Origin of the sequence: Synechococcus sp. Tobar12-5m-g (assembly GCF_024345415.1) — a bacterium.
Classification (GTDB): domain Bacteria; phylum Cyanobacteriota; class Cyanobacteriia; order PCC-6307; family Cyanobiaceae; genus Regnicoccus.
The window spans coordinates 1-25,099 of record NZ_JAGQBB010000006.1 but is presented as its reverse complement, the minus strand read 5'-3'; the positions used below and the strand labels follow the sequence as shown (position 1 = coordinate 25,099).

The window sequence follows — 25,099 nt, the reverse complement described above, 5'->3', positions numbered from 1 at the left end:
CTGCCTCAGGCTCTAGCAAGGAGTCAGGAGCCCAGATCCCCTGGGATCCGCAAGGACAGTCGCCATGACGTCAGCCAGAGCAAGCATCAACAGGACCAGCCCGAATCCCTCACGCTGCCCGCCGCCTGCTGTGAGAGCTCAGGGCGTGGCTCCGGGCAGCTTCGCCGATCGCAAACAACAGCAACTGGTCTTTCAGCTGGTGCGGCAGTTGGCCGATGCCCAGTTCCGGCGCGCCGACCCGGCGTTGAGCGGGCGGCTCTGGCAGGAGGTGCTGGCCCTGGAGATCGATCCGGAGCGGATCACCCGCCTGCTCTATGGGAGCCAGGATCCCGAGGACCGGCAGGCCCTGGCCGAACTTGACGTGGCAGCAGCCCCCAGACGATCGCGCTGGACCCAGCTGGTGGGATCGGGGCTCAGGCGCCTGGGCGGCGGTGGGCCCCGAAGCGCTCCACCAGCAGCGCTTCGAGCACATCAGGCAGCTGGCTGAGCGGCACGGGCTTGTCGTGCAGTTCGCCCAGGCGGGGGTCGCCCGCCATCGAGCCGCCCAGGAAGATCTTGGCCGCCTCCACCATCTGGCCATCCAGGCGGGCCTTGGCCCCCATCAGGCCGATTTCGCCCATGTAGGGCTGGCCGCAGGCGTTGGGGCAACCGGTCCAGTGGGTGCGAACGGCCTGGGGCAGCTCCAGGCGCCGCTCCAGCTCCTCCACCACCGCCTGGGCGGTGCTCTTGGTGGGGATCAGGGCGAAGCTGCAGTAGCGGTTGCCGGTGCAGCTGACCGCCTCGGCCTCCAGGGCGCCGGGGTCGACCCGGAACCGTTGCAGCAACGGCTCCGCCAGCAGAGCCTCCAGCCGTCCGCCAGGAACATGGCAGATCAGCAGGTTCTGGCTTTCGCTGAAGCGCAACTCGCCGCTGCCATAGGCGCGGGCCAGGCGGGCCAGCTCGGCCATCGCGGCGGCGTCGAGGCGGCCCATCGGCACATGCAGGCCCACCCAGTGGAGGCCGTCCTGCTTCTGGGCATGAACCCCGCAGATGTCCCTCGGGGCGCGCTCCACCAGGTGGGAGCCATCGTGGCGTGGCACCCCCGCCGCTGCCGCCGCTCCGGCGAACTCGCCGTAGGTGTCGAGCACGTCGCTGCGGTAGCGCTCGATTCCGAGGGCATCAATCAGATACATCAGCCGGGTCTTGTTGCGGTTGGCCCGATCCCCCTGGCGCTCGTAGTGCCGCAGCACCGCGAGGCTGAACTCCGGCAACTGATCACCGCGCAGCCAGAGGCCGAGCGGGATGGCCAGGGCGTTGCGCTGGGCCGAGAAGAAACCGCCCACCACCACGCTGAAGCCCAGCTCTCCCCCGTGGAGTGCCGGCAGGTAGGCCAGGTCGTTGTGGAGCAGGAAGCTGTCGGGGGCCCCGCCGACGGCCACGTTGAACTTGCGGGGCAGGTTCTTCGGGCCTTCCGGACCAAGCAGAAGGTCCTGGATCGCGTCCACCAGCGGCCGGGTGTCCACGAATTCCTCGGGGTCGATCCCCGCCAGGGGATTGCCGGTGACGTTGCGGGGGTTGTCATGGCCGGACTGCCGGCTGGTCAGCCCCACCGCGCCCATCGCCGCCACCAGGGGCGCCATGTCTTCGAGCAACAGGCCGCGCAACTGCAGGTTCTGGCGGGTGGTGATGTCGGCGCTGCCATGGTCGCCGCAGCGGTCCACCGCCTCGGCCAGCACCTCGAGCTGGTTCGCCTGGATCAGCCCATTCGGCAGCCGCAGCCGCACCATGAACCGCCCGGGGGTGACCGGCCTGAAGAAGATGCCCAGCCATTTCAGATGGATGGTGAGGGTCGCTTCGTCGAGGGATTCCCAGCCGGCCTGGCCGAGCTCCGCCAGCCGGGGCTCCAGGGCCAGCCCGCAGAACTCGGCCTTGGCCTGCTCCACCTTGTTGCGCTTGGTCGGCACCGAAGCCGAGGTGGAACCAGGGGAAGGCTGTGCAACGGGCATGATGACAGCCGAGACTGAGTTTTGTAACTGATCATCTTGGCCGGAGCGCCTCCTCTTTGTTGCAACCACTACCGGACATCCATGCTGACGAGGCGAGCCCAGCCGCCCAGCGCAGGCCGGCCATGGCGTCCGACGCCCTGCGCTTCCGGGAGTTGCTGGCCAAGGTGGGCAGTGGCGAGCACACCAGCACAGGCCTGAGCAGGATCGAGGCGCGCGAGGCCATGGACCTGATGCTGGAGGGCGAGGTGGGGGAGGCCCAGCTCGGCGCCTTCCTGATCGCCCATCGCATCCGGCGGCCCTCCCCGATCGAACTCAGCGGCATGCTCGACAGCTACCGCACCCACGGCCCGGTGCTGCGCACACCAGGCCGGCGGGCCCTCTGCTTCGGCGTCCCCTACGACGGCCGCAGCCGCACCGCGCCGCTGCTGCCGCTGCTGGCCCTGCTGCTGGCCGCCAACGGCCAGCCGGTGGTGCTGCACGGCGGCTCGCCGATGCCCGTGAAGTACGGCATCACCCTGGCGGAGCTGTTCGCCGCCCTTGGAATCGAGTGGCGCGGCCTCAGCCTGCTGGAGGTGCAGGGGCGGCTCGATCGCCACGATCTCGCCCTCACCCACCAGCCCGAGCACTTCGCCGCCGCCGAACGGCTGCTGCCGGTGCGCGATGAGATCGGCAAGCGGCCCCCGGTGGCCAGCCTGGAACTGCTCTGGACCCCCCATCAGGGCCAGCATCTGCTGATCAGCGGCTTCGTGCATCCGCCCACGGAAACCCGGGCCTGGGAGGCCCTCGCGGCCGCCGGCGAAACCGATCTCTACACGGTCAAGGGTCTGGAGGGCTCCACCGACCTCCCCACCACGAGGGCCGGCATCACCGCCCGGGTGCGCCATGGCCAGGTGGAGCGGGTGATCCTTCACCCCCGCGACCATGGCATCACCAGTGACGAGGTGCCCTGGCTTGACCTGACCACCTGGACCCACCAGGCCCGAGCGGCCCTGGTGGGGGAGGGCCCACTGCTGGATGCCGTGCGCTGGAACCTGGCTGCGATTCTCTGGCAGAGCGGGAGTTTCGAGCACCTGGAAGGGGCGCTGGAGCAGGCTGGAGCCCTGCTGAAGGCCCACGCCGGAGAGGCCCGAAGGGCCACCCTGGCGGCATGAGCCTGCACGACAACTGCTTCCGCTTCGAGGCCGAGTTCAGCGGCAACCTCCGCTGCCTGCCGATGGCCGTGCGGCGCAAGCTCGACCTGGCGGGGGTCAAGCTCAAGCTGAGCCAATGGGCGGCCCTGGAACCCCAGGAGCGCCGGCAACTGCTGGCCTGGGGCGACGATGCCGAGGCGACGGCGAGCCTGCGGGCCTGGTTGCTGGAGCGCACGGCGGCCCTGGCGGATGGACCGGCGAAGGCGATCGAGCCGGCCCGGGGCGCCAGTTGGCAGCAGGGGGAGGCGATTCCACCGATGCTGGCGGCCGCCTGCGCCCAGATCGGCGCCTCCCTCCTGCCTCAGCAGTGGCAGGGACTTGATGAACTGCAGCGGTTCACGCTGGTGAAGCTCAGCCATCCGGGCCATGAGCACCGCAATCTCCCCCATGCGCTTGCGGAGTTCCTGACCAATCCAGACTGTTCGTAACAACCATCACTCTGCAGCGGCCGCTCAATGTGGTGTTGTGAATGAGTTGGTCAGCCTGTGCGCCAACGCGATCGTTGATCGCCGGTTCTGGTCGCCGCGTTCTGAAGCCAGACCGAATGCACACTGCCAACCACGAATGTCTTTGATGACGCACTTCTCTCGGCGCCAATTTTTGCTGTGCAGTACCGCCGGAACCACCGCCTTCGGCCTTGGCCTCGGCCTGGTCGGATCAATGGCCCTGGCGCCGATTCCGGCCCTGGCGGCACCCGGCAAAGCCGAAACCACCGAGGTGGATCTGGGCTTCATTGCCCTCACCGATGCGGCCCCGCTGATCATCGCCAAGGAAAAGGGATTCTTCGCCAAAGAAGGCATGACCGGGGTCAACCTGAAGAAGCAGACCTCCTGGGCTGTCACCCGGGACAACCTGGAACTGGGCGGTGGACGCGGCGGCATCGATGGCGCCCACCTGCTCACGCCGATGGCCTACCTGCTCACCACGGGAGCCATCGCCAAAAGTCGCCAACCGGTGCCGATCAGCATCCTGGCCCGCCTCAACACCCAAGGGCAGGGCCTCTCCGCCTCCAAGGCCTTCCTGCCGGCCAAGTTCAAGGTGAAGAGCGCCAACCTGGAGAGCGTGATCGACAAGAAGAACAAGACCGGCGACAAGTTCAAGGCGGCCGTCACCTTCCCCGGCGGCACCCACGACCTCTGGATGCGCTATTGGCTGGCCGCCAATGGCGTTGATCCCAACAAGGACGTCGACATCGTGGTGATCCCACCGCCGCAGATGGTGGCCAACATGCAGTCGAACACCATGGATGTGTTCTGCGTGGGCGAACCCTGGAACGAGCGGCTGGTCAACAAGAAGCTTGGCTACACCGTTCTCCAGACCGGCGAAATCTGGAAGCAGCACCCCGAGAAAGCGTTCTCGATGCGCTCCGACTGGGTCAAGAAAAACCCCAACGCCTCCCTGCGGCTGCTGATGGCGGTGCAGCAGGCCCAGAAGTGGGCCGACAACCCGGCCAACACAAAAGAGCTGGCCACGATCCTGGCCCAGGACAAGTACGTCAAGGCGAGCGTCGATGACCTGCTGCCGCGACTGCAGGGGACCGTTGACTACGGCGATGGCCGCAAGGTGACCAACTCGCCCTACAAGATGCTGTTCTTCCAGAGCAACGCCTCCTTCCCCTACAAGAGCCATGACACCTGGTTCGTGACCGAGAACATCCGCTGGGGCTACCTGCCGAAAACCACCAACATCAAGGCGCTGGTCGCCAAGGTGAACCGCTCGGACCTCTGGCGCAAGGCGGCCAAGGAGAATGGATACAAGGAGATCCCCTCCGGCGACTCCCGCGGTGTGGAGGTGTTCTTCGACGGGGTGAAGTTCGATGCGAACAACCCCCAGGCCTACCTCAAGGCCCTCAAGTTCAAGGCCCTCCAATAGGGCTCCCGAGCCCCTGGCTCCGCTGTGGACCCTGGCTCCGGCCAGGGCTCCACAACCCTTCTCAAGACCCCTTCCCGCCCCATCGCCCCGATGATCACGGCCACCGTTCCCTCACAACAGCGGAAGCGCCCGGCCAACGCCTGGCTGCGCTCACCGCTCGCCCGCCAGATCAAGGCCCCCCTGGTCTGCACCGGGCTCACCCTGCTGCTCTGGCAAGTGCTGGCCAGCATCGGCGGTGGCGGTTTCCCCGGACCGATCGAGGTGGTCACCCAGACCTGGAATCCCTACATCAGCCGGCCCTTCTATGACGATGGCGGCACGGCCAAGGGGCTGGGCTGGCAGATCCTGATCTCCCTGCAGCGGGTGGCGATCGGCTACAGCCTGGCTGCCGTGATCGGCATCGCTGCCGGCCTGGCCCTGGGCCTCAACGGCTTCATCCGCCGCGGCTTCGATCCCCTGATCCAGGTGCTGCGCACGGTGCCGCCCCTGGCCTGGCTGCCGATCTCCCTGTTGCTGTTCCAGCAGGCGGACGTGGCGGCGGTCTTCGTGATCTTCGTCACGGCCGTGTGGCCGATCGTGATCAACACCGCCGCCGGCATCCTCGAGATCCCTCAGGACTACACCAACGTGGCCAAAGTGCTGCGGCTGAGCAAGCGGAGCTACATCTGGGAGATCGTCATTCCAGCAACGGCGCCCTATGTTTTCACCGGTCTGCGTATCGCCGTGGGCCTGGCCTGGCTGGCGATCGTGGCGGCCGAGATGCTCAAGGCCGACGGTGGGATCGGCTTCTTCATCTGGGACGCCTACAACGCAGGTGGGGACAGCAGCACCAGCCAGATCCTGTTGGCGATCGTCTACGTGGGGCTGGTGGGCCTGGCCCTGGATCGGCTGGTGGCCTGGCTGGGCCGCAAGGCCGCCCGGGGGGTTCAGTAGCCATGCCTGCCCTCTGCACGGTCGACAACGTCACCCACAGTTTCACCCTCCGCGACGGTGGACGTTACGTCGCCCTGAAGGATGTCTTCCTTGACATCGCCGAGGGTGAGTTCGTCTCCCTGGTGGGCCACTCGGGCTGTGGCAAGTCGACCCTGCTCAACCTGCTGGCCGGCCTCACCCAGGCCACAGAGGGCGGCATCCTGATGGCGGGGCGCCAGGTCACCGATCCGGGGCCGGACCGGATGGTGGTGTTTCAGAACTATTCCTTGCTGCCCTGGAAAACGGTGCGTCAGAACATCGCCCTGGCCGTCAACAACGTGATGGCGTCCAGAAGCCTGGCCGAGCGGGAATCGATCATCGACCACCACATCAAGCTGGTGGGTCTCAAGGCGGCAGCCGATAAGTTTCCCTCCGAAATCTCCGGTGGCATGAAGCAGCGGGTGGCGATTGCCCGCGCCCTGGCACTGCGCCCCAAATTGCTGCTGCTCGACGAGCCGTTCGGGGCCCTCGATGCCCTCACCCGCGGCAATCTCCAGGAGCAGCTGATGCGAATCTGTGAGGAGGCCAAGGTCACCACGGTGATGGTCACCCACGACGTCGATGAGGCGTTGCTGCTCTCCGATCGCGTTGTGCTGATGACCAATGGCCCGGAGGCCTACATCGGCCAGATCATCCAGGTGGACCTGCCCCGCCCCCGCACCCATCTCTCTGCCGCAGCGCATCCCACCTATTACGCCCAGCGAGGCGAGGTGGTGCAGTTCCTCAATCAGCAGCGCCTGGCCAGGCGCCAACGCCTCAATCCCGCCAGCGCCATCGCCGCCAACACCCTTGAGAAGGTGAACCTGGAGATCGGTTTCATCCCGCTCACCGATTGCGCCCCCCTGGTGGTGGCCCAGGAGCGGGGCTACTTCGCCAAATACGGCCTGGATCAGGTGACGTTGCGGCGTGAAACGAACTGGAAGACCCTCGAAACCAACATTCGCCAGAAGGTGCTGGATGCGGGCCAGATGGTGGCGGGAATGCCCCTGGCCATGACCCTGGGCAGTGGCGGACAGCAGCCTTTGCCCGTGCTGACGGCTCTCACCCTCTCGCGCAACGGCAATGCGATCACGCTGCACCGCCGCTTCCACGAGGCCGGGGTGGACAGCCTGGCTGACCTCAAGGGCTGGATCGTCGCCAATCCTGGCAGGAAGCCCGTGCTGGCCATGGTGCATCCCGCCTCGATGCACAACCTGATCCTGCGGGCCTGGCTGGCCTCCGGTGGCATCGAACCCGGGCGGGATGTGGAGCTGATCGTGATTCCACCGCCCCAGATGGTGGCCACCCTCAAGGCCGGCAGCATCGACGGCTTTTGTGTCGGGGAGCCATGGAACAGCCGCGCCGTGCAAGAAGGGCTGGGCACGGTGATTGCCACCGATATGGAGCTCTGGAACGGCCACTGCGAAAAGGTGCTGGGCGTCCGCGAAGACTGGGCAGCCGCCCACCCGCTCACCCACCAGGCCCTGATCAAATCCCTGATCGAAGCCTGCCGCTACTGCGACGATCCCGCCAACCGCGACGATCTCTGCGAGCTGCTGGCCCGCCGGGAGTATGTCGGCACCGATGCGGCCCTGCTGCGGCCAGGCCTGATCGGCCCCTTCGACCGGGGCCTCGGCGAACCACAACCGATGCCGGAGTTCGTCCGCTTCTACGGGGCCCACATCAACCCGCCCGACCCTGGCGACGCCACCTGGATCCTCACCCAGCTGGCCCGCTGGGGCATCAGCCCCTTCCCGCTCAACTGGGAGGAGGTGATCGAGCGGGTGCAGCGTCCCGACCTCTACGCCGAAGCCGCCGGCTCCCTTGGCCTGCCGCTCGAGAGCCGGGCACCCAGCGTGCTGCAGCCGTTCGGAGTGCAAACGCTCGACCCCGGCGATCCCCTGGGCTACCTCGAGGCGCTCGGGGCCAACGGCGCGATCAGCCGCGAAACGGTTCGGCTACCGCCCAGGCCCGGTGCGCTGCCGGTCTCCCTGTCCCCACACCGCTGAGTCCCCAAACCGATGCAGACCCAGACCGCCACCGCGCCTACGGCGCATCAGGACAAGGAACCTTTTCTGGTGATTGATGGTGTCTCGAAGGTGTACCCCACCAAATCGGGGCCCTACACCGTTCTCGACAACATTCAGCTCAGCGTTGCCGAAAGTGAGTTCGTCTGCCTGATCGGCCATTCCGGCTGCGGCAAATCCACCCTGCTCGACATGGTGTCGGGTTTCCGCCAGCCGACCAGTGGAGAGGTGCGGCTGGAATCCCAGGTGATCCAGGAACCAGGACCGGACCGGATGGTGGTGTTCCAGAACTATTCGCTGCTGCCCTGGCTGAGTGCCCACGACAACATCGCCCTGGCGGTGAACAACGTGTATCCCGAGCTGAAGCGCAATGGCGGAGCCCGGGAACTGGTGGAGCAGAACCTGGCCCTGGTGGGCCTGAGCGAGGCCGCCCACAAGAAGCCGGCCAGCCTTTCCGGTGGCATGAAGCAGCGGGTTTCGATTGCCCGCGCCCTGGCCCTCAAGCCCAAGGTGCTGGTGCTCGACGAGCCGTTCGGCGCCCTCGATCCGATCACCCGCGAGGAACTCCAGGAGGAGTTGCTGCGCATCTGGGCCGACCACAGGGTGACCGTGCTGATGATCACCCACGACATCGATGAGGCCCTGTTCCTCGCAGACCGGATCGTGATGATGACCAACGGCCCCGCCGCCACGATCGGTGAAATCCTCGAGCTGCCGTTTGCGCGCCCGCGGGATCGGGCTCGGTTGATGGAGCAGCCGGAATACTTCGACCTGCGCAACCGCGCCCTTGATTTCCTCTACCGCCGCTACGCCCACGACGAGGATTGAGCGGCGAGCGGCTCAGGCTGAGGCGGGCTCCAGTCGAACCGCCGCCGCCTTCAGTTCCGGTTGCCTGGAGATCGGGCAAGCCTGTTCATGCATCAGCCGATTGGCTTCGCAGGCGTTGGCCTGGGATGCACCCCAGTGCATCGGCAGGAACACGGTGCCAGGCCGGATGCGATCGGTGACCAGCACCTTCACCTCCAGGGCGCCCCGCCGTGAGCTGATCCGCGCCAGGGCGCCATTCTCAAGCCCATGGCGGCTGGCATCGCCGGGATTCACCTCCAGCAACGGCTCCGGGTGCTGCCGGCGGACGCGCTCCACGTGCATGGTGCGGGTCATGGTGTGCCAGTGGCCGAGATACCGCCCCACCGTGAGCACCAGCGGGTAGGCGTCATCGGGTGGTTCGCCCAGGCCAAGGGGCTGCTCGGCGATCAACCGTGCCCGGCCACTGGGGGTGGGGAAGCGGCCCTCGGTGTGGAGGCGGGCGCTGCCGCCACCGGGGGCAGCGCCGACCGGGAAAGGCCACTGCTGGGGGCCGTGCGCGGCCAGGAGCTGGTGGCTGAGGCCGCTGTGGTCGCACACGCGCCCGGCGGTGATCGCCGCTAACTCGGCGTACACCTCGGCGCTGGAGCCGTAGGTGAAGGCATCGCGATGGCCGAGGCGCCGGCCGATCTCGGCAAAGATCGCCCAGTCGGCCCGCGCCTGGCCCGGCGCCGGGCGGAAGGCCTCGCAGAGGGTGACGCGGCGCTCGGAATTGGTCATCACCCCGGCCTTTTCGCTCCACTGGGCCGCCGGCAGCACCAGGTGGGCCACGGCCTCAGTTTCTGTGCCGGCATACGCCTCGGAGAGCACCACCAGCGGGCAGCGGGCCACGGCCGCCCTGACCCGATCGAGCGAGGGCAGGCTCACCAGCGGATTGGTGGCCGCCACCCACCACAGGCCCAGCTCGCCGCGCTCCATCGCCTCGATCTGCCGCCAGACATCGAAGCCCGGCTCCGCGGCGATGGCACCGGCGGGGAAGCCCCAGTGGCGCTCCAGCTCGGCGCGATGAGAGGCATCTGCGACGAAGCGATAGCCGGGCAGCAACGGTGCCAGGCCGCCCGCTTCACGGCCCCCCATGGCGTTGGGCTGGCCGGTGAGGGAGAAGGGCCCTGCCCCGGCTCGGCCGATCTGGCCCGTGAGCAGGTGCAGGTTGATCAGGCCGGACACGGTGGCCGTGCCCTCCACGCTCTGGTTCACCCCCATCGACCAGAGGCTGAGCAGGGCGTGGCTGCGGCCCCAGAGCTCTGCCACGGCTTCCAGTTGCTGCGGCTCGATGCCGCAGAGCGCGCACACCCGCTCGGGCGTCCAGCCCTCCAACAGCTCGGCCAGCTCGGCGTAGCCCTCGGTGGAGGCGGCGATGTAGGCCTGGTCCAGGGTTCCCTGGCGGAGCAGCAGGTGGCCGATGCCATGCAGCAGCACCAGATCGGTGCCCGGCCGGATCGCCAGGTGCAGATCGGCCGCGTCGGAGGTGGCGGTCTGGCGTGGATCGACGACGATCAACTGAAGGGAGTTCTTGTCCTTGCGTTTGCGCTTGAGCAGGCGCTGGAACAGCACCGGATGGCACTCGGCGGTGTTGGTGCCGATCAGCAGCACCGTGTCGCAGCTGTCGAAGTCGTCGTAACAGCAGGGGGGGCCGTCGCTGCCGAGGCTGCGGGCATAGCCGGAGACCGCCGAGCTCATGCACAGGCGGGAATTGGCGTCGAAATTGTTGGTGCCCAGGGCGCCCTTGAACAGCTTCTGGGCCAGGTAATAGTCCTCGGTGAGGAACTGGCCGGAGCCGTACATGGCCAGACCAGCCGGCCCGCGCTCGGCCAGCACCCCCTGGATCTGGGTGACGATCCGGCCCAGGGCCTCCTCCCAGCTGATCGGGGCGAAGGGCTGGTCGATCCGCTCACGGAACAGCGGTGTGGTGAGACGGTTCTTGTCCAGCGTTTCGCCCACGGTGGCCCCCTTGACGCACACCTGCCCCAGGGAGGAGGGATGGTGCCGGTCGCCCCGCACCGTCCAGGAATCGCCGCCGGTGCCATGGGTCTCGCCATCGCCCTCGGCCGGTGGTTTGAGTTCCAGGCCACAACCGACGCCGCAGTAGGGGCACTGGGCCCGGGCGGGTTGAAGCACTGCCGATGACGCGAACAACAGCCCGTGATCGCCGAGGGTCCTGCGTGCGACCAAGCTGATGAACGAGCCATTGGAAATCTTAGGTGGCTGCTGAAGACCATCCCCAAGGAGGGAGCAATGCGGGAGGGGATGGTTCAAGGGGGTGATCGAGCGCGAAAGCAACAAGATGCTGGAACGCTGCGGCATCGCGGAGCGGATCAGTGACGAGTGGGGCAAAGGCCGCGAGGGCACGATCCCCATGGCCCATGGGGCGCTGATCCATCTGCAACAGCCTCCTATGCCTCCTTGCATTCCGACTCCGGCAGCGGCGGGATCGGCGGGGGTGGCAGCACCTCCAGCTCGGGGGGGTTGGGGGCGGTGTCCGGGCCGATCAGGTCCACGGCGGTGCGTTGTTGCACCAACCGGAAGCGCAGGGGCCCCTGCTGCTGATTGATGAACGCCTGCACAGCAGCCACTTGCTTGGGAGTGGGCAGTTCCGGATCGGTGACCCGCACCCGGGCCCTGATCAGCGGCGGGTTCTTCTGCCAGTCGATGGAGATTCCCACCAGATCGATATCGCCAGCAGCACGCAGATCACCACCCCCAGCATCAAGGTGCGCAGGGCCCGCAGGAACATCGGCAACTGCCCCCGCAGGATCTCGAAGGCCATCGCCTGCAGGGGCAGGATCCAGGGGGCCACCACCATGGCGCCGATCACCACCCCAGGACTGTTGGCCAGCAGGCCCAGGGTGGCAATCAGGGTGGCCCCCACCGTGAGCACCACGAACACCTGGCTGAAGCTGGCCTCATGCTCGAATTCCTGGCGCAGGGCGTCGAGCCGGGCGTCGTCGGGCGGGACCGTGCTGCAGCTCATCGTTGCGCCCGATGCGATGGGCCGATGCCAATGCTGCCGCCAGCCCCAGACCTTCAGCCGGCGATTCATTGCCCGTAAGGTGGGGCACGATTGTTTAGGTGGGGGGTCGCATCCAGGCGATGACACAAGCTCTGACCCTGACGCCTGCCCAGCGCGCCGCCACGGTCAGCCAGGCCCCGCTGCCGCGCTCCGTGCCGCGAGAGTACCTCGATCCCCCGGCGGCCTGGAATCCCACCGTGGCCTTGTTCCTGTCCGGCTACGGATTGGCCGCCCTCACCATCTGGGGCTGGTTCGTGGGCCAGTGGCCCCTGGCGGTGCTCCTGGCCCTTGGCTTCTTAGCCCTGCATCTGGAGGGCACCGTCATCCACGACGCCTGCCACAACGCCGCGCACCCCAGCCGCTTCTGGAACGCGGTGATGGGCCATGGTGCCGCCATCCTGCTGGGCTTCAGTTTTCCGGTGTTTACCCGGGTGCACCTGCAGCACCACGCCCATGTGAACGATCCAAAACACGACCCGGATCACATCGTCTCCACCTTCGGGCCGCTCTGGCTCATCGCCCCGCGCTTCTTTTATCACGAGGTGTTTTTCTTCCGCCATCGCCTCTGGCGGCGCTGGGAACTGCTGGAATGGGGACTGGCACGGGGCCTCTTTTTTGCGATCGTGATTGCGGCCGTGAAGTTCAACTTCTTGCCTTTCATCTTCAACTGCTGGTTTGCGCCAGCCCTGATGGTCGGCGTCACCCTCGGCCTCTTCTTCGACTATCTTCCCCACCGCCCTTTCCTCTCCCGCAGCCGTTGGCACAACGCACGGGTGTATCCCAGCAGGATGATGAACTGGCTGATCATGGGCCAGAACTACCACCTCGTTCATCACCTCTGGCCCTCGATTCCCTGGTTCGAGTATCAGGATGCTTACCGGGCCACCCAGCCGCTGCTTGCGTCCAAGGGATGCCCGCAACGGCTGGGCCTGTTCGAAACACGGCGCGATGGCCTCAACTTTCTCTACGACATCTTCTTCGGTATCCGCAGCCACAAACGTCGCCGCAGCCGCCTGCGCCCCCTCGCGGCGATGATGCCCACGGCCCGCTCCCGGCGCCATGTGCTTGCCCTGCTGCATCGCACCGCCGTCTCACCGAAGCCGAGCCCCAGCCTGCCCTGAGCTCAGTCGGCCAGGATCTTCGGAACCCGGAAGAAATCACCCTGCCGCTGGGGGGAAAGCTCCAGCAGCTCCTCCCGCACCGGCGTCGGGTCCACTAGGTCCGCTCGGGTCACATTCACCACTTCCACCGCCCGGGTGGTGGGGGGAACTCCCGTCGTGTCCACCGTTTCCAGGTGGCCGACGTAATCGAGGATCCGCTCCAACTGGCTGGTGTAGGTGGCGATCGTGCCCTCGGCCAGATCCAGCCGTGCCAGCAGGGCCACCTTGCGCACGTCGTCGGCCGTGATCCTGCCCATCGCTACTCCGTGGGAACCAGCGCTGAAGCTAGCGGCCGGTGGGCGGCTCCCCGTTCAGTCGGCTGAATCGGCATCGGCCAGGAACGCATCCAGATCAAGGGCCAGGGCGGTGGCGGCCAGATCCAGGAAGCGGGCGCCATCGGCCGCGCTTGCCAGGAAGGGGTCGGAGCCCATCCGCCCATCCGGATGCCGCCGCCGAAAATCCTCCGGTCCATGGATCGGTCCGGCTGGAGCTGGCTCCGGCAACGGCCGCTGCTTGGCGGCGAGGCTGGGCTCCAGGTGGAGGGTGAGGGCGATTTCGCTGGGGGTCGCGTGGTGGCCCTCCCGCTCCCCGTAGAGATCCCGGGCCTGGCGCATCACCGGCCCGGCCATGAACCAGTTGGCCAGCTTGCAGCGCAGCTGGGGTGCGGCGGCCAGCCCCCGAGCCGCGGCGCTGCCGTAGGCCTCGGTGAAGGCGGCCCGGCAGGTGGCGATGTTGCCGCCATGGCCGTTGATCACGAAGATCCGCTCGAAGCCGTGCCTCGCCAGGGACAGCACCACGTCGTGGAGCACCGCCAGCAGGGTGGTGGGTTGAAGGCTGATCGTGCCGGCGAAGCCCAGGTGGTGCTCCGCCATGCCGAAGGGCTGGGGGGGTGTGACCAACACGCCCGTGCGCCGCCCCACCTCGAGGGCCACGGCGTCGGCGGTGAGGGCGTCGGTGCCGATCGCCCCGGTGGGGCCGTGCTGCTCGGTGGAGCCCAGCGGCACGATCACCCCCTTGCAGGTGCTGAGGTAGGCCTCCACTTCAGGCCAGCTGCGCAGTTGCAGGCGGATGGCCTCGGTGTGGTCGACGGCTCCAGGGCTGGTCATTGGGCGGCAACGGAAGGGTTCGCTGCATCATCCCTAGGATTGGCTCAATCCGGACCTGATCCGGCCACGGCCTGGCGCCGGAAGAGAGGGAATGCTGCATCGCAAGCTCGATCAGTTCTTCAGCGAGCAACGGCCGGTCTGGGTGTACCTGCGGGATCAGCAGCGCTGGATCGAGCAGGCCCTGGTGGTGGAGATCCAAGGCGACCTGGTCACCCTCCGTTATGACTCCGAGGAGGACGACGAACTGCACAGCTGGGAGGAGAGTGTGCGGCTTGACTCGATCGGTGCGGTCAGCACCCGACTGGCCTTCTTCAGCCGCAGCACCCAGGCCGAGGATCTCGAAACCGCCGAAGACTGCCCGGAGGCCGAGCAGTTGCGCAGCCAGGGCTGAGCGTGTGGCCTGCTACCCGGCCTTCAGTGCGCGGTGCCGTTGCCCTCGTAGGCCTTGGTGTCGTAGAAGCCGCCCCGGGTGCCGAAGTAGAGGCTGGCCAGGCAAAAAAGGCCGCTGCCGGCCAGCAGCACGGTGCCGAGGTTGAAACCGGAAAGAGCGCTGGACACGGTGGAGGTGCGGAGGGGTCGCGGAGCCAGGGACAAATCGTCAATGCCCCAAGGGATTCTGACGCCTCCGACGCTCCCCGCCCTGGATCCGCTGCCGATCGGCGCCGATTCCCTGACGGGCCTCCTTCCGGCCGGCTTCTTCGCCCGCCCCGCCGAGCAGGTGGCGCCGGAGCTGGTCGGTTGTCTGCTGCTTCGGCGGCAGGAGGGGGGAAGCCTTCTCTGGGGGATGGTGGTGGAAACGGAGGCCTACTGCCAGAGCGAACCGGCCTGCCACGGCCACCGCCGCCGCTCTCCCGCCAACGAAACCCTGTTCGGCCCGCCTGGGCGCTTCTACGTTTACCTGACCTACGGCCTGCATCACTGCGTGAATGTGGTGACCCACCACGACAACTGGGCCAGCGGTGTTCTGCTGCGGGCCGTGGCCATCCCGGGCGAGCCCGAGCGGATCGCCGCCGGTCCGGCCTTGTTGGCCCGGCGTTTCGGGATCGATCGCCACTTCGATCGCCGGCCGTTGGAACCGGCCAGCGGGGCTTGGCTGGCCCCCCGGCCCGCCTGCTTCAGCGACTGGCTGGCGGCCCAGGAGCGGCTGGGGGTCCCCCCCCTGCTGGCCAGCAGCCGGATCGGGGTGTCCCAGGCCCAGGAGCTGCCCTGGCGCTGGTACCTGCGGGCCAGCCGCAGTGTCAGCCGCCGGGCCCGGGGGGATCGAACCCCCCTGGCCGACCAGGCCTTCCGGCCCGGATCATGGGGTTCCCAGTGAGCAGCCGCTGGGCCCACCGCCACGTCCTCGATCTGGCGGCCTTCTCCCTGGGCGATTTCGCCACAGTGCTGGAGCTGGCCCAGCGCTTCCGCTCCCTGCCCACCACCGGGGCCCGCCGGCTGCCGGCCCTGCAGGGCAAGCTCGTCACCAGCCTCTTCTTCGAGCCGAGCACCCGCACCCGCAGCAGTTTCGAGCTGGCTGCCCGGCGCCTGTCCGCCGATGTCCAGAGTTTTTCGCCGGCCACTAGCTCCCTGAGCAAGGGGGAGAGCCTGCTGGACACGGCCCGCACCTATGTGGCGATGGGAGCCGATGTGCTGGTGGTGCGCCACCGCTGTGCCGGGGTGCCGGAAATCCTGGCGCGGGGCCTCGATGGTGGGGGCCGGCGGGTGGCGGTGCTCAACGGCGGCGATGGGCTCCACAGCCATCCCAGCCAGGGGCTGCTGGATCTGTTCACCCTGGCGCGCCACTTTTGCCCAGCTTCCCCCACACCGGAGGCCCTGCGGGGGAAGCGGATCGCGATCGTCGGCGATGTGCTGCACTCCCGGGTCGCCCGCTCCAACCTCTGGGCCCTGAGCGCCTGTGGCGCGGATGTGGTGCTGTGTGGTCCAGCCACCCTTCTGCCCGAATGCTTCAAAGCCTTCGTGGAGGCGCCACCCCCCGGTCAGCGGCACGATCCGGTCGAACAACGCGGGGGGATCACCGTGGTGCGCAGCCTGGAGCAGGCCCTGCCGGGCGCCGATGCGGTCATGACCCTGCGCCTGCAGCAGGAGCGCATGGACCAGCACCTGCTGACCAGCCTCGAGAGCTACCACCGCCAGTTTGGCCTCAGCCACCGGCGGCTGGAGCTCTGCGGCCAGGCGGTGCCGGTGCTCCATCCCGGCCCGGTGAACCGGGGGGTTGAACTGAGCGGAGAACTCCTCGACGACTCCGCCGTCTGCCTGGTGGAGGAGCAGGTGCGCAACGGCATTCCGATCCGCATGGCCCTGCTCTACCTGCTGGCGGCGGCCGAGGGGCCGCCAGCCTGAGGGTCAGAGCAGCTTGAAGCCCTCGATCAACAGGCCGTAGAGCCAGCCGAACCTTGCCGCGTCGATCAGTTGCAGCGTGAGCTTGTCCCCGCGCTGGAGGAGAAGCTGCCGGCGGGTGCGCACGCTCAGCTCGATTGGCACCAGGCAGAGCAAGGCCGCCAAGGGATCGAGGAAGTCCATGGCACCGGCAAGCATGCCGACCGCGCCCCCGAAAAAGAAACCGCCGAGCAGCACGATCAGCTGGAGGGAGATCCGCCGCCAGGGATTCCCTGCCCAGAGCTGAAGCCGCTGGCCGGCTTGTCCAACCTGGCGTTGCAAGCGGGTCTGCTGGAGGCGGCTCACGGCAAGGGTGGGCAGGCACTCCGGTTGGCGATCCCCATCACCCGACCCAGCAGCCTGCCGCACCCTGTTTACACCATTTCTGGAGTGCTGGGGTGGTGTTGACCCCATCCATAGGGGATTTCAATCAAACGAGGCGGTTGGTGCCGTTGGCCGCCCCGGGACAGGGGTGGACTCAGCCTTCGCTGTCCTTGGCCTTGCGTGACCCCTTGCCCTCCAGCAATTCCAGCAGGGCTTCCATCTGGGCCATCACCCCTCGTACCTCACCAGCTTCCGGCAGCAATCCATCTTCCATCACGCCTTGGTGCATCTCCCGCAGCTCCTGGCGGATGTAGCGAAGGTGACTCACCACCTGTTCTCGCTTTGATTGCGACATGGAGCAGGCGTTTGATACTCCCTCTCTTTTACCTTATCGCCTGCCCGGGCTCCTTTCGCAGCCGATTCGGCCCGCCGGCCGAACGATCACTTTCGCGCGAAACGGCACCTCCTTCAACTTCGCCTCGGCGGCTTCCGTCCACTCCATCGCTCTCTCTCCAGTGGCCAAGGGCCGCCCTTCCTGCCGTGGTGGGCGGCCGAACACAGGGTGATTGACCCGCTCAGAGAGCGGCTCCTAGCCTGTTGTAAAAGGCCGTCGTTGAAGGGTCACCATGTTCACGATACCGACGATCAAGCCAATCAAGAGCGCTGATTCAAGCGAATCAGAGCAGCATCACCGATCAGCGGAGGAAGGGTCCGGTGTGCCCTGGTACAGGGTTTTTCGGCGGGTGCAGGTGGTGCAGGCTCTGGAGGCCGTCCAGGACCTGATCGCCGTGTCGTTGTGCGTGAGCCTGTTCTGTGCCATGGCTTTGCAGATGAAGTCGATCTTCTCGCTGTTGTTCACCACCTTTCAATTTCATGAGGTCACAGCCGATATCCTCTTCATCCTGATCCTGGTGGAGCTGTTCCGCCTGCTGATCATCTATCTGCAGGAGCAACGCGTTTCGATCAGCGTTTCGGTGGAGATTGCGATCGTTTCGGTGTTGCGGGAGGTGATCGTCAAAGGGGTTCTCGAAACCGACTGGCGCCAGATCCTTGCCGTCTGCGCCTTCCTCGCCGCGATGGCCCTGTTGATGGTGGTCCGGGCGGCCCTGCCCCCCACATTCGCCGGGGTGAACCCGGAAGCCCGGGCCTCGGCCCGGATGCGTGCGGCTCAGGAGTGAGCTGGCTGGTCAGTTCTGGCTGGGCATGGAGAATAGGGGACTCGAACCCCTGACCTCTGCGGTGCGATCGCAGCGCTCTACCAGCTGAGCTAATTCCCCGTGAATTGCAACTTATCACCGTTGTTCGGGCAGCCGCTGCGCCCCCTGATGCGATGGAATGAGGGTTGAGCACTTCCCTTCAGCACCTTGGTCGAGCCCACTTCTGCGTCTTCCTCCAGCCCGGTCGATTCGGCGGCGGCGGCTTCCATGGCGGAATCGATCACCCTCGAGCGGCTTGCGGCCTTCGATGAGGCCTCCACCGCAGCCCTGGCCCAGCGCCTCGACGACGACGACTATCCGTCCCCCTTCGCCGGCCTCCAGGACTGGCACCTGATGCGGGCCCTGGCAATCCACCGGCCCGATTTGGCCCGCCCCTACGTCCATCTGGTGGACCAGGAACCCTTCGATGAGGAATGAGGCGGCGCCGCTGCCCGATTCCTTCACCGGCCGGCGGGTGCTGGTGGGCATCAGCGGCAGCATTGCCGCCGTCAAGCTGCCCCTGGTGGTGAGTGCCCTGGCCAAGCGTGGCGCCCAGGTCCGTTGCGTGGTCACCCCCAGCGCCGCCCGGTTGGTGAGTCCGGTGGCCCTGGCCAGCCTCAGCCGCCAACCCTGTTTTCTAGATGCGGATCAATGGAGCCACCAGGCGCCGCGCCCCCTCCACATCGAGCTGGCGGAATGGGCCGAACTGGTGCTGGTGGCCCCGCTGAGCGCCACCAGCCTGGGCCGCTGGGTCCATGGCCTGGCAGACACCTTGCTGGCCAGCACCCTGCTGGCCTGTGAGGCGCCGGTGCTGGCGGCCGCGGCGATGAACACGGCGATGTGGCGTGCCGCCCCGGTTCAGGGCAACTGGGAGCGGCTCCTGGCGATGGAGGGGGTTCTGCCGCTGCTGCCGGAGACGGGTCTGCTCGCCTGCGATCGCCTGGGGGAAGGGCGCATGGCCGACCCCGCCTTGCTGCTGCTTGGCCTCGAATCCCTGCTCCTGTGGGGCTGGCGGCGCGACTGGCAGGGGCGCCGGCTGCTGGTGACGGCCGGGCCCACCCAGGAATTCCTCGACCCGGCCCGCTGCCTCACCAACCCCAGCAGCGGACTGATGGGGGTGCTGCTGGCCCAGGCGGCCCGGTTGCGTGGTGCCCGGGTGGACCTGATCCATGGACCACTGCGCCTCGATCCCGCCCTGCTGGAAGGGCTGCAGTGCCATGCGGTGCAGAGTGCAGACCAGTTGCAGCAGGCGTTGCGGCGGTTGCAGGCGGAGGTGGATGCGATCGCCATGGCTGCTGCCGTGGCCGATCACCGCCCAGCAGCGCCCCAGATCCACAAAGGCGACAAGCAGACCCTGCTGGCCGGCCTGGAGGGCGGCTGGCAGGAGGTTCCCGATCTCCTGGTCGAACTGGCGGCCCACCGGCCCGCCGGCCAGAGGTTGCTGGGCTTTGCCGCCCAGTCCGGCCAGGTGCTTCCCCAGGCCAGCGCGAAGTTCGCGCGCAAGGGCTGCGATCTGCTGTTCGCCAACCCGATTGATCGGCCCGGCGCCGGCTTCGGCGCGCCGACGAACCGGGGCTGGTTGCTGGGGCCAGGTGAATGTCAGGAGGAGATCGCCCCCTTGAGCAAGTTGGCGCTCGCCCATCGGCTGTTGACGGCGCTCGCCGCCCTGCTTGAGCCCCCGAACGCTGAAGCCTTGGGGGCCTCCCCGCCAGGTTGTTGAGAGCCGCAACAGCCTTTGGGGGGCAGGGATTTTGATCGGTAGGATCGCCAGTGGCGCACCTTTCACTCGGTTTTTCACCCTGCCCGTGCGGCTTCTCCCCATGCGTTTCCGACCCCTGCTGGCTCTTGTGCTGGCGCTTTGCCTCACCCTTGTCACGGCTTGCAGCGGTGGCGCCAAGGCTGTTGAGCGGGCCAATGTCACCTACGACGACATCGTCAACACGGGCAAGGCGAATGACTGCCCCACCCTTCCGGATTCGGCCCGAGGCTCGATTCCCCTGGATGGTTCGATCCGCTACCAGCTCCGCGACATCTGCCTCCATCCCTCCGAGGTGTTCGTCAAGGGCGAACCGGCCAACAAGCGCCAGGAGGCCCAGTTCGTGGCCGGCCGGATCCTCACCCGATTCACCTCCAGCCTGGATCAGGTCTATGGCGATCTGAAGATCGCCGGCGATGGCCTCACCTTCATGGAGCTTGGGGGCATCGACTTTCAACCGATCACCGTGCTGATGCCAGGGGGCGAGGAAGTGCCCTTCACCTTCTCCAGCAAGGAGCTGGTGGCCACCGCTTCGGGCACCGCGATCAGTACCAGCACCGACTTCGACGGCAGCTATCGCGCCCCCAGCTATCGCACCAGCAACTTCCTTGATCCCAAGGGACGGGGCCTCACCAGTGGCTACAGCAGCGCCGTGGGTCTGGTGCCCGCCGGCGATGACGAGGGGCTGACCACGGAGAACGTCAAGCAGTATGTGGACGGCACCGGCACCATGAACCTGTCGATCACCAAGGTCGACAGCACCACCGGTGAATTCGCCGGCGTGTTCACGGCCATCCAGCCCTCCGACACCGACATGGGCGGCAAATTGGCCGTTGACGTCAAGATCACCGGTCAGCTCTACGGCCGCCTCGAAGAGGCCTGAGCCGCCACGCCCCTCCCGGCTCCTTAGGATTGAGTTGACGCTTCCAGGACCCCAGTTCGGGCTCTGGAGGGTGGTTAACATTCCTTTACGTTTCTGATCGAGGGTTCCCAGGTTGAACAAGCGCTGGCGCAATGCGGGGCTCTACGTGCTCCTGGCCGTTGTGGTGATTGCCATCGGCACCGCTTTCTTGGATCGCCCCGATCCCGCCAATGCCCCCCGCAACCTCCGCTACAGCGATTTCGTTGAAGCCGTTCAGGACAACCAGATCGCCAGGGTGCTGATCTCCCCGGATCGGGGCACTGCCCAGGTGGTCGAGAACGATGGCGGCCGGGCCCTGGTCAACCTTGCCCCCGACAAGGATCTGCTCAAGCTGCTCACTGACCACAACGTCGACATCGCCGTCCAGCCCAGCCGGGAGCCGACGGCCTGGCAATCGGCCCTCGGCAGCCTGTTGTTTCCTTTGCTCTTGCTCGGCGGATTGTTCTTCCTGCTGCGCCGCGCCCAGGGTGGTGGCGGCAATCCTGCGATGAGCTTCGGCAAGAGCAAGGCCCGCGTCCAGATGGAGCCCCAGTCCCAGGTGACCTTCGGCGATGTCGCCGGCATCGAGGGGGCCAAGCTCGAACTCACCGAAGTTGTCGACTTCCTCAAGAATCCGGATCGCTTCACCGCCGTCGGCGCCAAGATTCCCAAGGGGGTGTTGCTGGTTGGTCCGCCCGGCACCGGCAAGACTCTGCTGGCCAAGGCCGTGGCTGGAGAGGCGGGGGTTCCCTTCTTTTCGATCTCGGGCTCTGAATTCGTCGAGATGTTCGTCGGCGTCGGCGCCAGCCGCGTCCGTGATCTGTTCGAGCAGGCCAAGAAGAATGCCCCCTGCATCGTGTTCATCGACGAGATCGACGCCGTGGGGCGTCAGCGGGGCGCCGGCCTCGGCGGCGGCAACGACGAGCGCGAGCAGACCCTCAACCAGCTGCTCACCGAGATGGATGGCTTCGAGGGCAACACTGGCATCATCATCGTGGCGGCCACGAACCGGCCCGATGTGCTCGATTCGGCCCTGATGCGTCCCGGTCGCTTCGACCGCCAGGTGGTGGTCGACCGGCCCGATTACAACGGCAGGCTGCAGATCCTCCAGGTCCATGCCCGTGGCAAGACCCTGGCCAAGGACGTCGACCTCGACCGGGTGGCCCGCCGCACCCCCGGCTTCACCGGCGCCGACCTGGCCAACCTGCTCAATGAGGCGGCCATCCTTGCGGCCCGCCGCCAGCTCACCGAGGTCTCGATGGACGAGGTCAACGATGCGATCGAGCGGGTGATGGCGGGTCCGGAGAAGAAGGACCGGGTGATGAGTGAGAAGCGCAAGCGGCTCGTTGCCTATCACGAATCCGGCCATGCCCTGGTGGGTGCCCTGATGCCCGATTACGACCCGGTCCAGAAGATCAGCATCATTCCCCGCGGCCAGGCCGGTGGCCTCACCTTCTTCACCCCCAGTGAAGAGCGGATGGAGTCGGGCCTCTATTCCCGCGCCTATCTCCAGAACCAGATGGCGGTGGCCCTGGGAGGCCGCGTCGCCGAGGAGATCGTGTACGGCGAAGACGAAGTCACCACCGGAGCGTCCAATGACCTCCAGCAGGTGGCCCGGGTGGCCAGGCAGATGGTCACCCGCTTCGGCATGAGTGATCGTCTAGGTCCCGTGGCCCTCGGTCGGCCCCAGGGAGGGATGTTCCTTGGTCGTGACATCGCCGCCGATCGCGATTTCTCAGAGGACACGGCGGCGGCCATTGATGAGGAGGTGGGCGTGCTCGTGGAGCAGGCCTACCGCCGCGCCAAATCGGTGCTGCTCCAGAACCGCGCCGTGCTTGATGAACTCGCCGAGATCCTGGTCGAGAAGGAAACTGTCGATGCCGAGGAGCTTCAGGAGCTGTTGATCCGCAGTGACGTGCGGGTTGCCGAATACGTTTAGTCCCCTTGAGCTGATCGCCTCGCTGCGGCGGCAGCCCTTGGTGGCTGTCCTGCGCTGCTCGGAATCCCGTGAGGCGCTCGCCTCGATCGATCAGCTCCAGAGCCTGGGTGTCCATCATCTCGAGTTGGCCTGGAGTGAGGCACCTGGCTGGATCGACCACTGCCTGCGGATTCGGGAGCTTTACCCCAACCTGCACGTTGGCGCAGCCTCGGTGTGTGGGGGTCGGGCCCTGGAGGACTGCGCTGCGGCCGGTCTCGGCTTCGCCATGTCACCGATCCTCGAAACGGAGCTGGTCCGCCAGGCTGAACGTCTCGGGATCACCCTGGTGCCCGGTGTGCTGACTCCCACCGAAGTGGATCGAGCCCGGCGCCTCGGCTGCCGTTTGGTGAAGCTGTTTCCGGCGGCGACGCTGGGAATCACCTACTGGCGACAGTTGCAAGGCCCCCTGGGCGCGCTTCCCTTCTGCATCGCCGCGGGTGGGTTGCACCCCTCGGCCGTGCCCGACTGGCTGGAAGCGGGCGTCGATGCGGTGGCTCTTGGTGGAGCGCTTTTCGATCGGACGGCGAGGCCGGCGCGCCCCAACCCCGCCTTGAGGGGATTGGTGCAGTGGCTTGAGGCCCGACATAGATAGCAGGTTTTGGGCCTGTGTCGATCGCTTCGAGTTGTCAACTCCAACACAGAGGTGTTACCACTAGGAGACAACACACGTCCCTCGATGGCACAGCTCACGATTCAGATCAGCAGCAAGGCTGAAGCCTTGATCGCGCAACTGCAGAAGCAGATTTTCAACCGGCGACGCAAGAAGGTTTCCGCCGCGGGGGTCGTCGAAACCCTGCTCGAAAGTGGTGCGAAATCCCAGTCGGACAAGCGCTTCGCCACCTCCTGGCGCAATCTGGTCGACGACATCGAGAAGGCCGCCGCGATCACCCACAGGCACGGCACCAAGCCAGCTGCGATCAGCGATCAGGAGTGGGCTTTGATCCTGTCCCACCGCAGCCGCACCGGCTCCCTCCCCGACGCTGCCGCCGACGCCAAGTCCACCAAGCGTCAACCGTCGACCGCCAAGGCAACCCGTTCCACGACGACGACCCGCTCCACCACGATGGTCAGGACCAAGGTCGCTGCGGCGAAATCCAGTCCAGACGTTTCCACTCCCTCGGAAACTCTCCCGTCCAAGGCTTCGCCCACCAAGGCCAGAGCAGCAAAGGCAGCTCCCGCGAAGTCCCCTCTTGCCAAACCAGCAGTCGCGAAGTCCACCGCGAAAGTTGCCAAGGCCACGCCGAAGCCCACAACGAAAGCCACCACCCAGGCTGCGGCCAAGTCATCTCTGGCCAAGCGAATGGCCAAGGCGGTCAGTCGTCTCAGCACGGCCACCGTTCCGCCGCTAGGCAACGGTGATGGTTCCCTGCCGGCAGCAGCGGCGCCGCAGATCTAGGTCACCAGAGGCTGCACTGTCCCTGCTGGCGCAGGAGATGGTCGGCCAGCACCAGGGCCACCATCGCTTCAACCATCGGCACGGCCCGGGGCAGCACGCAGGGATCATGGCGACCCTTGGCTTCCATGACCACTGGTTCGCCGTTGGCGTTGATCGTCTGCTGGGCTTTGCGGATCGTGGCGGTCGGTTTGAAGGCCACCCGCAGCCGAATCTCCTCACCGTTGCTGATGCCCCCCTGGATCCCGCCGGAATTGTTGGTGGCGGTTTGGAGCCGGCCTTCGGGATTGGCGAGGAAGGCGTCGTTGTGCTCACTCCCTTTGAGCAACGTTCCAGCGAAACCTGAGCCGATTTCGAATCCCTTGGTGGCTGGCAGCGACATCACCGCCTTGGCCAGATCCGCTTCCAGCTTGTCGAAAACCGGCATGCCGAGTCCCACCGGCGGTCTGCGCACCACGCACTCGATCAAGCCGCCGCAGGAATCACCCTCCCGGCCGATCGCTTCGATCCGTTCGATCATCAGGCTCGCGGCCTCCGGATCGGGGCAGCGCACGATGGAGCCCTCCACCGCCGCCAGGTCGATGCTGGCCGGGTCCATCCGGGATTCGATCGTGTGGATCCGGCTCACCCAGGCGATCACCTCCGTGCCGTGGGCATGGGCCAGCAGTTGCTTGGCGATGGCTCCGGCTGCCACCCGTCCGATCGTTTCCCTGGCTGAGGCACGGCCTCCACCGCTGCGGGCCTGGATGCCGTATTTGGCCTGGTAGGTGGCATCGGCGTGGGAGGGCCGGAAGGCCATCGCCATCTCGCTGTAGTCGCCGGGGCGTTGATCCTTGTTGCGCACAAGCATTGCAATCGGTGTGCCCAGGGTCAATCCGTCCAGCACGCCACTGAGGATCTCGACCCGGTCCTCTTCCTTGCGGGGGGTTGTGATGCGGCTCTGGCCCGGCTTGCGTCGATCGAGATCGGCCTGGATGGTGGCGCTCTCGAGAGCGAGCCGGGGTGGGCAG

Annotated in this window: 29 protein-coding genes and 1 tRNA gene; 18 read left to right on the top strand and 12 right to left on the bottom strand. The window is 66.8% G+C overall.

What is annotated here, in order from left to right:
- Nucleotides 1-145: 145 nt before the first annotated feature.
- A complete protein-coding gene (locus tag KBY66_RS05325) occupies nucleotides 146-487 on the top strand; it encodes a hypothetical protein (protein ID WP_255088196.1) in 342 nt (113 codons plus the stop codon).
- Here KBY66_RS05325 and KBY66_RS05320 read toward each other — a convergent pair.
- Nucleotides 414-1,985, bottom strand: coding sequence for a ferredoxin--nitrite reductase (locus KBY66_RS05320; protein ID WP_255088195.1), 1,572 nt, complete (start codon nucleotides 1,983-1,985; stop codon nucleotides 414-416). The genes KBY66_RS05325 and KBY66_RS05320 overlap by 74 nt on opposite strands.
- 122 nt (nucleotides 1,986-2,107) lie before the next feature.
- Between KBY66_RS05320 and KBY66_RS05315 the strand changes: the two genes are divergently transcribed.
- From KBY66_RS05315 to KBY66_RS05290, 6 genes are all read left to right on the top strand, one after another.
- A complete protein-coding gene (locus KBY66_RS05315; protein ID WP_255088194.1) occupies nucleotides 2,108-3,136 on the top strand; it encodes an anthranilate phosphoribosyltransferase in 1,029 nt (342 codons plus the stop codon).
- Complete coding sequence (locus KBY66_RS05310; protein ID WP_255088193.1) at nucleotides 3,133-3,603, top strand: nitrate reductase associated protein; 471 nt, start codon at nucleotides 3,133-3,135, stop codon at nucleotides 3,601-3,603. Before KBY66_RS05315 ends, KBY66_RS05310 begins: the two co-directional genes overlap by 4 nt.
- Before the next feature lie 145 nt (nucleotides 3,604-3,748).
- A complete protein-coding gene (locus KBY66_RS05305) occupies nucleotides 3,749-5,047 on the top strand; it encodes a CmpA/NrtA family ABC transporter substrate-binding protein (RefSeq protein WP_255088191.1) in 1,299 nt (432 codons plus the stop codon).
- 90 nt (nucleotides 5,048-5,137) lie between these two features.
- Entirely contained in the window at nucleotides 5,138-5,980 is an 843-nt protein-coding gene (gene ntrB / locus KBY66_RS05300; RefSeq protein WP_255088190.1) for a nitrate ABC transporter permease, read from the top strand.
- A 2-nt stretch (nucleotides 5,981-5,982) separates the two neighbouring features.
- Nucleotides 5,983-8,007 (top strand): nitrate ABC transporter ATP-binding protein, encoded by a 2,025-nt coding sequence (locus KBY66_RS05295; protein WP_255088189.1) that lies wholly within the window; start codon nucleotides 5,983-5,985, stop codon nucleotides 8,005-8,007.
- 12 nt (nucleotides 8,008-8,019) lie between these two features.
- Nucleotides 8,020-8,853 carry a nitrate ABC transporter ATP-binding protein gene (locus KBY66_RS05290; protein ID WP_255088188.1) on the top strand — a complete coding sequence of 278 codons (834 nt, stop codon included), beginning with the start codon at nucleotides 8,020-8,022 and terminating at the stop codon, nucleotides 8,851-8,853.
- A gap of 12 nt (nucleotides 8,854-8,865) precedes the next feature.
- On the opposite strand, the gene KBY66_RS05285 is transcribed toward KBY66_RS05290, so the two are convergent.
- From KBY66_RS05285 to KBY66_RS15690, 3 genes are all read right to left on the bottom strand, one after another.
- Nucleotides 8,866-11,007, bottom strand: coding sequence for a molybdopterin oxidoreductase family protein (locus KBY66_RS05285; RefSeq protein ID WP_255088303.1), 2,142 nt, complete (start codon nucleotides 11,005-11,007; stop codon nucleotides 8,866-8,868).
- Nucleotides 11,008-11,282: 275 nt separating this feature from the next.
- Nucleotides 11,283-11,552: a hypothetical protein gene (locus KBY66_RS15695; RefSeq protein ID WP_315855482.1), complete on the bottom strand. Its 270-nt coding sequence runs from the start codon at nucleotides 11,550-11,552 to the stop codon at nucleotides 11,283-11,285.
- The gene (locus KBY66_RS15690) at nucleotides 11,513-11,860 is read right to left on the bottom strand and encodes a DUF389 domain-containing protein (protein WP_315855481.1); all 348 of its coding nucleotides are present in this window, start codon (nucleotides 11,858-11,860) and stop codon (nucleotides 11,513-11,515) included. Before KBY66_RS15690 ends, KBY66_RS15695 begins: the two co-directional genes overlap by 40 nt.
- A 119-nt stretch (nucleotides 11,861-11,979) precedes the next feature.
- Here KBY66_RS15690 and crtR point away from each other — a divergent pair, with 119 nt between their 5' ends.
- Nucleotides 11,980-13,020: a beta-carotene hydroxylase gene (crtR, locus tag KBY66_RS05275; protein ID WP_255088186.1), complete on the top strand. Its 1,041-nt coding sequence runs from the start codon at nucleotides 11,980-11,982 to the stop codon at nucleotides 13,018-13,020.
- Between the two features lie 2 nt (nucleotides 13,021-13,022).
- On the opposite strand, the gene gatC is transcribed toward crtR, so the two are convergent.
- Both gatC and KBY66_RS05265 read right to left on the bottom strand, forming a co-directional pair.
- Nucleotides 13,023-13,316, bottom strand: a complete 294-nt coding sequence (gatC, locus tag KBY66_RS05270; RefSeq protein ID WP_255088185.1) for an Asp-tRNA(Asn)/Glu-tRNA(Gln) amidotransferase subunit GatC — start codon at nucleotides 13,314-13,316, stop codon at nucleotides 13,023-13,025.
- Between the two features lie 54 nt (nucleotides 13,317-13,370).
- Nucleotides 13,371-14,165 (bottom strand): creatininase family protein, encoded by a 795-nt coding sequence (locus KBY66_RS05265; RefSeq protein ID WP_255088184.1) that lies wholly within the window; start codon nucleotides 14,163-14,165, stop codon nucleotides 13,371-13,373.
- Nucleotides 14,166-14,256: 91 nt separating this feature from the next.
- Here KBY66_RS05265 and KBY66_RS05260 point away from each other — a divergent pair, with 91 nt between their 5' ends.
- Nucleotides 14,257-14,556, top strand: coding sequence for a DUF6679 family protein (locus tag KBY66_RS05260; protein WP_255088183.1), 300 nt, complete (start codon nucleotides 14,257-14,259; stop codon nucleotides 14,554-14,556).
- 23 nt (nucleotides 14,557-14,579) lie between these two features.
- Here the strand turns inward: KBY66_RS05260 and KBY66_RS05255 are convergent, their stop codons facing one another.
- Complete coding sequence (locus KBY66_RS05255) at nucleotides 14,580-14,723, bottom strand: hypothetical protein (protein ID WP_255088182.1); 144 nt, start codon at nucleotides 14,721-14,723, stop codon at nucleotides 14,580-14,582.
- Between the two features lie 43 nt (nucleotides 14,724-14,766).
- On the opposite strand from KBY66_RS05255, the gene KBY66_RS05250 reads away from it, so the two are divergent.
- Both KBY66_RS05250 and KBY66_RS05245 read left to right on the top strand, forming a co-directional pair.
- Nucleotides 14,767-15,480, top strand: coding sequence for a DNA-3-methyladenine glycosylase (locus KBY66_RS05250; protein WP_255088180.1), 714 nt, complete (start codon nucleotides 14,767-14,769; stop codon nucleotides 15,478-15,480).
- On the top strand, nucleotides 15,465-16,505 hold the full coding sequence (locus KBY66_RS05245) for an aspartate carbamoyltransferase catalytic subunit (RefSeq protein ID WP_255088178.1): 1,041 nt from the start codon (nucleotides 15,465-15,467) through the stop codon (nucleotides 16,503-16,505). The genes KBY66_RS05250 and KBY66_RS05245 overlap by 16 nt, the downstream gene beginning before the upstream one ends.
- A 3-nt stretch (nucleotides 16,506-16,508) precedes the next feature.
- On the opposite strand, the gene KBY66_RS05240 is transcribed toward KBY66_RS05245, so the two are convergent.
- The gene (locus KBY66_RS05240; protein ID WP_255088176.1) at nucleotides 16,509-16,910 is read right to left on the bottom strand and encodes a DUF565 domain-containing protein; all 402 of its coding nucleotides are present in this window, start codon (nucleotides 16,908-16,910) and stop codon (nucleotides 16,509-16,511) included.
- A gap of 109 nt (nucleotides 16,911-17,019) precedes the next feature.
- Entirely contained in the window at nucleotides 17,020-17,220 is a 201-nt protein-coding gene (locus KBY66_RS05235) for a hypothetical protein (protein WP_255088175.1), read from the bottom strand.
- 271 nt (nucleotides 17,221-17,491) lie between these two features.
- Here KBY66_RS05235 and KBY66_RS05230 point away from each other — a divergent pair, with 271 nt between their 5' ends.
- On the top strand, nucleotides 17,492-18,043 hold the full coding sequence (locus KBY66_RS05230) for a phosphate-starvation-inducible PsiE family protein (RefSeq protein ID WP_255088174.1): 552 nt from the start codon (nucleotides 17,492-17,494) through the stop codon (nucleotides 18,041-18,043).
- A gap of 26 nt (nucleotides 18,044-18,069) precedes the next feature.
- Here the strand turns inward: KBY66_RS05230 and KBY66_RS05225 are convergent.
- Together KBY66_RS05225 and KBY66_RS05220 are read right to left on the bottom strand one after the other, a co-directional pair.
- Nucleotides 18,070-18,142, bottom strand: a tRNA-Ala gene (locus KBY66_RS05225).
- Nucleotides 18,133-18,291 carry a hypothetical protein gene (locus tag KBY66_RS05220; RefSeq protein ID WP_255088173.1) on the bottom strand — a complete coding sequence of 53 codons (159 nt, stop codon included), beginning with the start codon at nucleotides 18,289-18,291 and terminating at the stop codon, nucleotides 18,133-18,135. The genes KBY66_RS05225 and KBY66_RS05220 overlap by 10 nt, the downstream gene beginning before the upstream one ends.
- Between KBY66_RS05220 and KBY66_RS05215 the strand changes: the two genes are divergently transcribed.
- The 6 genes from KBY66_RS05215 to KBY66_RS05190 all read left to right on the top strand — a co-directional run bounded on the left by KBY66_RS05215 (nucleotide 18,290) and on the right by KBY66_RS05190 (nucleotide 24,092).
- Nucleotides 18,290-18,499 carry a DUF2555 domain-containing protein gene (locus tag KBY66_RS05215; protein ID WP_255088171.1) on the top strand — a complete coding sequence of 70 codons (210 nt, stop codon included), beginning with the start codon at nucleotides 18,290-18,292 and terminating at the stop codon, nucleotides 18,497-18,499. The two genes, KBY66_RS05220 and KBY66_RS05215, sit on opposite strands and share 2 nt — an antisense overlap.
- Entirely contained in the window at nucleotides 18,489-19,781 is a 1,293-nt protein-coding gene (coaBC, locus tag KBY66_RS05210) for a bifunctional phosphopantothenoylcysteine decarboxylase/phosphopantothenate--cysteine ligase CoaBC (protein ID WP_255088170.1), read from the top strand. Before KBY66_RS05215 ends, coaBC begins: the two co-directional genes overlap by 11 nt.
- Nucleotides 19,782-19,881: 100 nt before the next feature.
- On the top strand, nucleotides 19,882-20,700 hold the full coding sequence (gene psbO / locus KBY66_RS05205) for a photosystem II manganese-stabilizing polypeptide (RefSeq protein WP_255088169.1): 819 nt from the start codon (nucleotides 19,882-19,884) through the stop codon (nucleotides 20,698-20,700).
- 112 nt (nucleotides 20,701-20,812) lie between these two features.
- Nucleotides 20,813-22,657, top strand: a complete 1,845-nt coding sequence (ftsH3, locus tag KBY66_RS05200; protein ID WP_255088167.1) for an ATP-dependent zinc metalloprotease FtsH3 — start codon at nucleotides 20,813-20,815, stop codon at nucleotides 22,655-22,657.
- Nucleotides 22,641-23,288 (top strand): bifunctional 4-hydroxy-2-oxoglutarate aldolase/2-dehydro-3-deoxy-phosphogluconate aldolase, encoded by a 648-nt coding sequence (locus KBY66_RS05195; RefSeq protein WP_255088166.1) that lies wholly within the window; start codon nucleotides 22,641-22,643, stop codon nucleotides 23,286-23,288. The genes ftsH3 and KBY66_RS05195 overlap by 17 nt, the downstream gene beginning before the upstream one ends.
- A gap of 84 nt (nucleotides 23,289-23,372) precedes the next feature.
- The gene (locus KBY66_RS05190) at nucleotides 23,373-24,092 is read left to right on the top strand and encodes a hypothetical protein (RefSeq protein ID WP_255088165.1); all 720 of its coding nucleotides are present in this window, start codon (nucleotides 23,373-23,375) and stop codon (nucleotides 24,090-24,092) included.
- A gap of 1 nt (nucleotide 24,093) precedes the next feature.
- On the opposite strand, the gene aroC is transcribed toward KBY66_RS05190, so the two are convergent.
- On the bottom strand, nucleotides 24,094-25,099 hold a 1,006-nt coding region (gene aroC, locus KBY66_RS05185), incomplete at its 5' end, for a chorismate synthase (RefSeq protein WP_255088164.1).

Coding starts and splice junctions, on each gene's coding strand:
- KBY66_RS05320 (WP_255088195.1), bottom strand. CDS start 1,985: ATGCCCGTTGCACAGCCTTCCCCTGGTTCCACCTCGGCTTCGGTGCCG.
- KBY66_RS05315 (WP_255088194.1), top strand. CDS start 2,108: ATGGCGTCCGACGCCCTGCGCTTCCGGGAGTTGCTGGCCAAGGTGGGC.
- KBY66_RS05310 (WP_255088193.1), top strand. CDS start 3,133: ATGAGCCTGCACGACAACTGCTTCCGCTTCGAGGCCGAGTTCAGCGGC.
- KBY66_RS05305 (WP_255088191.1), top strand. CDS start 3,749: ATGACGCACTTCTCTCGGCGCCAATTTTTGCTGTGCAGTACCGCCGGA.
- ntrB (WP_255088190.1), top strand. CDS start 5,138: ATGATCACGGCCACCGTTCCCTCACAACAGCGGAAGCGCCCGGCCAAC.
- KBY66_RS05295 (WP_255088189.1), top strand. CDS start 5,983: ATGCCTGCCCTCTGCACGGTCGACAACGTCACCCACAGTTTCACCCTC.
- KBY66_RS05290 (WP_255088188.1), top strand. CDS start 8,020: ATGCAGACCCAGACCGCCACCGCGCCTACGGCGCATCAGGACAAGGAA.
- KBY66_RS15690 (WP_315855481.1), bottom strand. CDS start 11,860: ATGAGCTGCAGCACGGTCCCGCCCGACGACGCCCGGCTCGACGCCCTG.
- crtR (WP_255088186.1), top strand. CDS start 11,980: ATGACACAAGCTCTGACCCTGACGCCTGCCCAGCGCGCCGCCACGGTC.
- gatC (WP_255088185.1), bottom strand. CDS start 13,316: ATGGGCAGGATCACGGCCGACGACGTGCGCAAGGTGGCCCTGCTGGCA.
- KBY66_RS05265 (WP_255088184.1), bottom strand. CDS start 14,165: ATGACCAGCCCTGGAGCCGTCGACCACACCGAGGCCATCCGCCTGCAA.
- KBY66_RS05260 (WP_255088183.1), top strand. CDS start 14,257: ATGCTGCATCGCAAGCTCGATCAGTTCTTCAGCGAGCAACGGCCGGTC.
- KBY66_RS05250 (WP_255088180.1), top strand. CDS start 14,767: ATGCCCCAAGGGATTCTGACGCCTCCGACGCTCCCCGCCCTGGATCCG.
- KBY66_RS05245 (WP_255088178.1), top strand. CDS start 15,465: ATGGGGTTCCCAGTGAGCAGCCGCTGGGCCCACCGCCACGTCCTCGAT.
- KBY66_RS05235 (WP_255088175.1), bottom strand. CDS start 17,220: ATGTCGCAATCAAAGCGAGAACAGGTGGTGAGTCACCTTCGCTACATC.
- KBY66_RS05230 (WP_255088174.1), top strand. CDS start 17,492: ATGTTCACGATACCGACGATCAAGCCAATCAAGAGCGCTGATTCAAGC.
- KBY66_RS05215 (WP_255088171.1), top strand. CDS start 18,290: ATGGCGGAATCGATCACCCTCGAGCGGCTTGCGGCCTTCGATGAGGCC.
- KBY66_RS05220 (WP_255088173.1), bottom strand. CDS start 18,291: ATGGAAGCCGCCGCCGCCGAATCGACCGGGCTGGAGGAAGACGCAGAA.
- coaBC (WP_255088170.1), top strand. CDS start 18,489: ATGAGGAATGAGGCGGCGCCGCTGCCCGATTCCTTCACCGGCCGGCGG.
- psbO (WP_255088169.1), top strand. CDS start 19,882: ATGCGTTTCCGACCCCTGCTGGCTCTTGTGCTGGCGCTTTGCCTCACC.
- KBY66_RS05190 (WP_255088165.1), top strand. CDS start 23,373: ATGGCACAGCTCACGATTCAGATCAGCAGCAAGGCTGAAGCCTTGATC.